Consider the following 3,059-nt stretch of genomic DNA (forward strand, 5'->3'; position numbering starts at 1 on the left):
ATAGAAGAAGTAACCAAGTAAAAACCGAGTAATCGCCATTTTAGTTTTTCTCTCTATTTATTAGAGTAAAACCTTTTAGGTTAAGTTAGAAAGGGCGCACGGTGGATGCCTTGGCACTAGGAGCCGATGAAGGACGGGACTAACACCGATATGCTTCGGGGAGCTGTAAGTAAGCTTTGATCCGGAGATTTCCGAATGGGGGAACCCACTGCTCGTAATGGAGCAGTATCTTTACCTGAATACATAGGGTATTGAAGGCAGACCCGGGGAACTGAAACATCTAAGTACCCGGAGGAAGAGAAAGCAAACGCGATTCCCTAAGTAGCGGCGAGCGAAACGGGAACAGCCCAAACCGAAAGGCTTGCCTTTCGGGGTTGTAGGACACTCAACATGGAGTTACAAAGGAACGGGGTAGATGAAGCGATCTGGAAAGGTCCGTCATAGAAGGTAAAAACCCTGTAGTTGAAACTTCGTTCCCTCCTGAGTGGATCCTGAGTACGGCCGGACACGTGAAATCCGGTCGGAAGCAGGGAGGACCATCTCCCAAGGCTAAATACTCCCTAGTGACCGATAGTGAACCAGTACCGTGAGGGAAAGGTGAAAAGCACCCCGGAAGGGGAGTGAAAGAGATCCTGAAACCGTGTGCCTACAAGTAGTTAGAGCCCGTTAATGGGTGATAGCGTGCCTTTTGTAGAATGAACCGGCGAGTTACGATTACATGCAAGGTTAAGTTGAAGAGACGGAGCCGCAGCGAAAGCGAGTCTGAATAGGGCGTATGAGTATGTGGTCGTAGACCCGAAACCAGGTGATCTACCCATGTCCAGGGTGAAGTCCAGGTAACACTGGATGGAGGCCCGAACCCACGCACGTTGAAAAGTGCGGGGATGAGGTGTGGGTAGCGGAGAAATTCCAATCGAACTTGGAGATAGCTGGTTCTCTCCGAAATAGCTTTAGGGCTAGCCTCACGTTGTTAGAGTCTTGGAGGTAGAGCACTGTTTGGACTAGGGGCCCTCATCGGGTTACCGAATTCAGACAAACTCCGAATGCCAAAGACTTATCCGTGGGAGTCAGACTGCGAGTGATAAGATCCGTAGTCAAAAGGGAAACAGCCCAGACCACCAGCTAAGGTCCCAAAGTTTACGTTAAGTGGAAAAGGATGTGGAGTTGCTTAGACAACCAGGATGTTGGCTTAGAAGCAGCCACCATTTAAAGAGTGCGTAATAGCTCACTGGTCGAGTGACTCTGCGCCGAAAATGTACCGGGGCTAAACGTAACACCGAAGCTGTGGATTGACATCGTAGATGTCAGTGGTAGGAGAGCGTTCTAAGGGCGTTGAAGCTAGACCGTAAGGACTGGTGGAGCGCTTAGAAGTGAGAATGCCGGTATGAGTAGCGAAAGACGGGTGAGAATCCCGTCCACCGTATGCCTAAGGTTTCCTGAGGAAGGCTCGTCCGCTCAGGGTTAGTCGGGACCTAAGCCGAGGCCGAAAGGCGTAGGCGATGGACAACAGGTTGATATTCCTGTACCACCTCTTTATCGTTTGAGTGATGGGGGGACGCAGGAGGATAGGGTAAGCGCACTGCTGGATATGTGCGTGTAAGCAGTTAGGCTGGTGAATAGGAAAATCCGTTCACCATAAGGCTGAGCTGTGATGCCGAGGGAAATTTAGTACCGAAGTTCCTGATTCCACACTGCCAAGAAAAGCCTCTAGCGAGATAAAAGGTGCCCGTACCGCAAACCGACACAGGTAGGCGAGGAGAGAATCCTAAGGTGAGCGAGAGAACTCTCGTTAAGGAACTCGGCAAAATGACCCCGTAACTTCGGGAGAAGGGGTGCTTTTTGAGGTGAATAGCCTCGAAGAGCCGCAGTGAATAGGCCCAGGCGACTGTTTAGCAAAAACACAGGTCTCTGCGAAGCCGCAAGGCGAAGTATAGGGGCTGACGCCTGCCCGGTGCTGGAAGGTTAAGAGGAGGGGTTAGCGCAAGCGAAGCTCTGAATCGAAGCCCCAGTAAACGGCGGCCGTAACTATAACGGTCCTAAGGTAGCGAAATTCCTTGTCGGGTAAGTTCCGACCCGCACGAAAGGCGTAACGATCTGGGCACTGTCTCAACGAGAGACTCGGTGAAATTATAGTACCTGTGAAGATGCAGGTTACCCGCGACAGGACGGAAAGACCCCGTGGAGCTTTACTGTAGCCTGATATTGAATTTTGGTACAGCTTGTACAGGATAGGTAGGAGCCTGAGAAGCCGGAGCGCCAGCTTCGGTGGAGGCGTCGGTGGGATACTACCCTGGCTGTATTGAAATTCTAACCCGCACCCCTGATCGGGGTGGGAGACAGTGTCAGGTGGGCAGTTTGACTGGGGCGGTCGCCTCCTAAAGAGTAACGGAGGCGCCCAAAGGTTCCCTCAGAATGGTTGGAAATCATTCGTAGAGTGTAAAGGCACAAGGGAGCTTGACTGCGAGACCTACAAGTCGAGCAGGGACGAAAGTCGGGCTTAGTGATCCGGTGGTTCCGCATGGAAGGGCCATCGCTCAACGGATAAAAGCTACCCCGGGGATAACAGGCTTATCTCCCCCAAGAGTCCACATCGACGGGGAGGTTTGGCACCTCGATGTCGGCTCATCGCATCCTGGGGCTGTAGTCGGTCCCAAGGGTTGGGCTGTTCGCCCATTAAAGCGGTACGCGAGCTGGGTTCAGAACGTCGTGAGACAGTTCGGTCCCTATCCGTCGTGGGCGCAGGAAATTTGAGAGGAGCTGTCCTTAGTACGAGAGGACCGGGATGGACGCACCGCTGGTGTACCAGTTGTCTTGCCAAAGGCATCGCTGGGTAGCTATGTGCGGACGGGATAAGTGCTGAAAGCATCTAAGCATGAAGCCCCCCTCAAGATGAGATTTCCCATAGCGTCAAGCTAGTAAGAACCCTGAAAGATGATCAGGTTGATAGGTCAGAGGTGGAAGCGCGGTGACGTGTGGAGCTGACTGATACTAATCGTTCGAGGACTTAACCAAGTCATTAGGTGAACTCGTTTTTACAATACTTCTTCTGCATTATCTAG

1 rRNA gene is annotated in these 3,059 nt (G+C 51.9%); it reads left to right on the forward strand.

Annotation, left to right across the window (positions count from 1 at the left end):
• Nucleotides 1-78: 78 nt before the first annotated feature.
• Nucleotides 79-3,012 (forward strand): 23S ribosomal RNA (locus V7161_RS07390).
• The last annotated feature ends 47 nt before the right edge of the window (nucleotides 3,013-3,059 follow it).

The sequence above is a fragment of the Neobacillus drentensis genome, assembly GCF_036965425.1.
GTDB lineage: Bacteria > Bacillota > Bacilli > Bacillales > Cytobacillaceae > Neobacillus > Neobacillus drentensis_F.